Source organism: Megasphaera sp. DJF_B143 (genome assembly GCF_900320625.1).
In the GTDB taxonomy this organism is placed as follows: Bacteria; Bacillota; Negativicutes; order Veillonellales; family Megasphaeraceae; genus Megasphaera; species Megasphaera hexanoica.
On the sequence record NZ_ONTA01000021.1, the window covers coordinates 1 to 4,823 of the forward strand.

The following is a 4,823-nucleotide window of genomic DNA, read 5'->3' on the forward strand; positions in this document are numbered from 1 at the left end:
AGCGCCTGGAAATCACCATAGAACAAATCCATATCGGTAACGTCAAATGTATATTCCGCTGTGCCAGCAGCTTCCTGTGCTACAGCTTGTTCCTTTGCCCGTACTGCTCCCTGTTTTTTTTCAATTTCCGCAGCGGCAAAGCCGGTCAGCGTTTTTGTCATTTCTGCCATTATTTATTTCCTCCCATTTTCTTATCAATACGATAGCTCAGGTAACGGGCTGCCAAACTAAAGGTCAGGACCATGATCATCAAGATGGCCGAAGAGGCGGCAGCCTGCTGAGCCGCATCAGCCTGCAGGGCTTCTGTACGGAGAGCCCAGATATTCAGTGCCAATGTTTCGCCGGGGCGGAACGGGTTGAGCGGGCACGAAGTCGATGTAATATCCCAATTCGTCCAATTAATATCGGTCGACATACCGGCGGTAAACATCAGGGCAGCCGCTTCACCAAAGCCACGGCCAGCAGCCATGATAAGCCCCGTCATAATGCGCGGGAAGCAGGCTGGTAGCAGGACGCGCCAGATAGTCTGCCAATGCGAAGCACCGAGACCGAGACTACCATTTCGATAGCTGGGCGGCAGATTGCGCAGGGCGTCTTCCGTAACTGACGTTACCAGCGGCAATGTCAGAATAGAGACAGCCAGAGCACCGGCAAACAGGTTCCACTGCGAACCGGTCATGACGATAAATACGAGGTAGCCAAACAAGCCGACGACGATGGATGGCAGGGATGCCAGCGTTTCTACGGCCATGCGGACCCAGTGGGTCAGGCGGCCTTTCTTTGCATATTCAGCCAGAAAAATACCTGCGGGAATCCCCGTAATCGTACTGGCGACCAGGGCCAGAAAAACAAGGTAAATCGTATTAAAGAACATGTTGCCCAGCCCCTGGGGACCAAAGGAGAGCATCTTTCCCGTCATGCCGCTGACCCCGTCGATGACGACGTACAAGACAAAGGCGATGAGCAGAATGACGGCAAAGGCCGCCCCGGCGACGAAAATACGGGTCATGCATGCATCTTTTCTTTTTTTTGCTTCAACACTGATCATATTAGTTTCTGCCTCCTTTTAATTCGGAAGCGGCATTGATTTGATGGATAATAAAGATAAAGAGGAACGATAACAGGAACAGCACCAGTGCCATCGTCCACAGCGCGGCATTATATTCGCCGCCTTCCATGGCACCACCCATATCGGCAGATATAGCTGTCGTCAGCGTGCTGGCCGGTAAGAAAAGAGACGTAGGAAAGACTTTCATCTGACCGATGACCATGGCGACAGCCAGCGCTTCTCCCAGTGCTCTGGCCAGCCCCAGGATGATACCGGTGAAAATACCGCTCTTAGCTGCAGGCAGAACGACATGAGCGATCGTTTCCCAGCGTGTAGCCCCCAGGCCGTATGACGCTTCCCGCCAGGACTTGGGAACGGCTGCCATAGCATCGGCTGCCATAGTCGTGATGGTCGGGAAAATCATGATCGCCAAAACAATGCCTGCTGCCAATACGGAAAAGCCAAAAGGCATGGGGAACAGTTTCCGCAGTGCCGGAATCAGTACGGTCATGCCGACAAAGCCATATACGACCGATGGAATACCCGTAAAGAGTTCGATAGCCGGCTGAATCAGACGGCGGCGCTGAGGCGTCGCAATTTCTGTCATGTAAATGGATGAAGCCATGCTGAAAGGCAGGGAAATAAGCAGTGCCAGTGCACATGTGACCAGTGAACCGGTCAGAAACATAGCCGCACCGACCTGTCCGCCGCCTTCTGCCGTATCACTCGGCTTCCACTGGCCGGAAAATAAAAATTCCGTTACACTGTGACCGAATGTAAAGAATGTATCTGTGCCTTTAATAAAGAGAAAAGCGCCAATGAGAAGCGGCACCAGTGCCATACCGATGCCGCAAATCGTGATAAAGGTCCTGGCTGCCTTCTCGTTGCGGTGGGCCTTCCGGACTACCGTATCGATTGCCTTCATAACCTGTCCCCCTATAAGAAACAGCGTGCCGGATTTTATGATAAAACCCGGCGCCGCCTTATTTGAATGAATGTACTTAGTGAACTTCTTTGGTCTGCATCTTGGAGCTTACACCATAACCGAGTTCTTCAATCCGTTTGCCGTAATCGGCACCCTGGATGAATTCGATAAAGGCTTTAACAGCTGCTTTCGGTTCTTTGCTGGTGTAAATGTGTTCATATCCCCAGACACTGTATGTACCGTTATAGGTATTTTCCAGCGTCGGTGCCACACCGTCGATAGAAACGGAATCTACGCTGCTGTCTTTGATGAGATAGGGAAGAGCGACATAACCAATAGCACCGGGGTTCTGGGCTACGCTCTGGATGAGAATACCGGAGTTATCTGTTTCCAGGGATTTGTTGTCCGCTTCTTCAGCACCATTGATGGCATACTGTTTAAAGAGGGCCCGTGTACCAGACGTTTTCGGCCGCGTTACGAGAACGATTGGCATATCTTTGCCGCCAACATCTTTCCAGTTGGTAATTTTAGCGGTGAAGATATCCTGCAGCTGCTGACGCGTGAGATTCTTTACGCCTACATCTTTATTAATAATCGTAGCGACCGTCATAACGCAGACTTTATGGTCTTCCAGTTTTTCTGCTTTGGCCTTGTCCAGTTTCGTTTCAGCCGGGACATCGGAGTTGCCCATATCGACGGATCCATCGGATACCTGTTTCAGACCCGTGCCGGAACCACCTGCATTCAGGGTAATGGTAACATCCTTATTTCCCGCCTTGAACTGTTCGGCTGCGTCTTTAACCAGTGGCAGCAGCGCAGAAGAACCGGAACCGGTAATACTTCCGAAAACAGCTGCCTGCTTGCCAGAAGCACCCTTATCCTTATCTCCGGAACTGCCGCATCCGGCAGCCGTCACAACCATCATAGCGGCTAAGGCTACGAGAACTAATTTTTTCCATTTCATCGTAAATCGTCTCCTTTGTGGAAATTGGTTTCCTTGTTCGATTGCAACCTTATGGTAACAAGGCCGTGTAAGGAATCTATGTAAAGAATGTAAAGATTCTGTCAAAAAAATCCCATTCCTACTGTCTCCCAAAATCCCATGAAACTAAAAAAAATGCTGCCCCGACTGTCTTCTCCCACTGGGAGAGGACGGCCGGGGCAGCACCTCTGGTTATCCTATATTTTATTTATATGGTATTACATCTGTATGACATCGTCCTGTGGATTCATCAGCTTCTGTCACGCTTTTGATAGACCGGCAGTGTTGCCGCCGCATAGGGCATGACGGTAACGGTATAGTCCGTCTTGTTTTCTGCCTGCAGCGTCTTCTGCGCCATCTGCCAGGCCTCTTCCATCGTCTCTGCCGGAATTTCTCCGGTCCTGCGAATGACTTCAAAGTAGGCCCGGTCGGTAACAATGTACACTTCTTTCATCATCCGTATGAGACAACGGGTCTTATATGCCGAAAAGGCAGGAATGGTAAAATGCTGGCGCACGGCAGACAGCACCTCGTCGAGGTCATCCCGGAAAAACCAGTCCGTGAAGTCCGCCGGTTCATACATATCGGGGCAGGCCATGGCCAGAATCAGGATACCGCCCGGCTTTACAGCAAAAACGGCATTCATATGAGCCTTGGTTGCCTGATACAAATTGATATCTTTGGGATGTCCCCCGGCTGACCCGATCACGACATCCGACAGATGCTCAATGGGCACGCCGTCCAGTGCCAGGAGGCGTCGGCATCCTTCCTGCCATGCCGTCTGCCAGTCGCCGCTTACGACATCGTGTAATTTTCCCTCCGCCGTGAGGACCAGGTTGACGAGAAAGGCCGGTTTCAAGAAAGCCGCTCCTTCCATCATATCGCAGTGGATGGGATTGTCTGAAAGTTTTCCCGCATCACATCGGGAATCCATCCCGTACGGGCAGACAGGATTCAATGCCAGGGCATGGTTAGTCATAATGGTGTCATAGCCGGCAATTCCCGGCAGTACGGCCTTGCGGCCGCCGCCAAAACCCGCCATATCGTGGAACGAAACAGCCCCGGTCAAGATGACCGTATCGGCTTCTACAGCCAGGCGGTTCAATTTCACATCATTACCATAAGATGTCGTTCCCACTGATACGAGTTGATTTTCATCATGACAATCATGCTGGACGATGTTCAGACGCTGCATCATATCCCGGCCACATACGGCCGCCGTTTCCTCTTCCGTCTGTTGGCGATGCGTGCCCAGGGCGACGAGGACCGTAATCTGATCATCAGCAATGCCTGCCTCTTCCAATTCTGCCACAATAGCCCGCAGCATGCGGTCCGTATGAACCGCCCGGGTCATATCACTGACAATGATGACGACCGTGCCGCCCGGCTTTACACAATCCACCAGAGGACGGCTGTCTATGGGATGGCGCAGGGAATAGCGGATTGCCTCTTCCTCATGGGCTGTTTCTTTTGTTTGGGTGCTGGTGAAGTGATACTGTATATGCTGTTCGTCCAGAACCAGAGACTGTGTTCCAGTTCCGTAGGGAAACTCAAATGATTTCATGCCCTTCAATCTGCCTTTCCTTAGTTTGTATGATACAGGGGAAATGAAACAGTAATCGTCGTCCCTTCCCATTCTTTGCTCTGAAGAGAAATCTTCCCCTGATGTTGTTCTACGATATGCTTGACAATGGCCAGTCCCAGCCCACTGCCGGAAATCGCCTGGGATCGGCTGGCATCAGCGCGGTAAAACCGCTCAAATACGCGTTTTTGCTTATCTTCCGGAATGCCGATGCCCGTATCGCGGACGATAAGCAGGACCCGGTGTTCTTCAGAGCGGACGGTCACATACACATGACCGCCGGGCC

At 51.6% G+C, this 4,823-nt stretch carries 5 protein-coding genes; all 5 read right to left on the reverse strand.

Annotated features, from left to right (window positions below; genetic code table 11):
* Nucleotides 1–169: 169 nt before the first annotated feature.
* Nucleotides 170–1,048 carry a phosphate ABC transporter permease PstA gene (gene pstA, locus DBO31_RS00440; protein ID WP_150824170.1) on the reverse strand — a complete coding sequence of 293 codons (879 nt, stop codon included), beginning with the start codon at nucleotides 1,046–1,048 and terminating at the stop codon, nucleotides 170–172.
* Between the two features lies 1 nt (nucleotide 1,049).
* Nucleotides 1,050–1,973, reverse strand: coding sequence for a phosphate ABC transporter permease subunit PstC (gene pstC / locus DBO31_RS00445; protein WP_075581993.1), 924 nt, complete (start codon nucleotides 1,971–1,973; stop codon nucleotides 1,050–1,052).
* Between the two features lie 76 nt (nucleotides 1,974–2,049).
* Entirely contained in the window at nucleotides 2,050–2,937 is an 888-nt protein-coding gene (locus DBO31_RS00450; protein ID WP_150824171.1) for a phosphate ABC transporter substrate-binding protein, read from the reverse strand.
* A gap of 268 nt (nucleotides 2,938–3,205) precedes the next feature.
* On the reverse strand, nucleotides 3,206–4,519 hold the full coding sequence (gene larA / locus DBO31_RS00455) for a nickel-dependent lactate racemase (protein ID WP_150824172.1): 1,314 nt from the start codon (nucleotides 4,517–4,519) through the stop codon (nucleotides 3,206–3,208).
* A gap of 20 nt (nucleotides 4,520–4,539) precedes the next feature.
* The coding region (locus tag DBO31_RS00460; protein WP_150824173.1) for a cell wall metabolism sensor histidine kinase WalK at nucleotides 4,540–4,823 on the reverse strand (284 nt) is incomplete at its 5' end.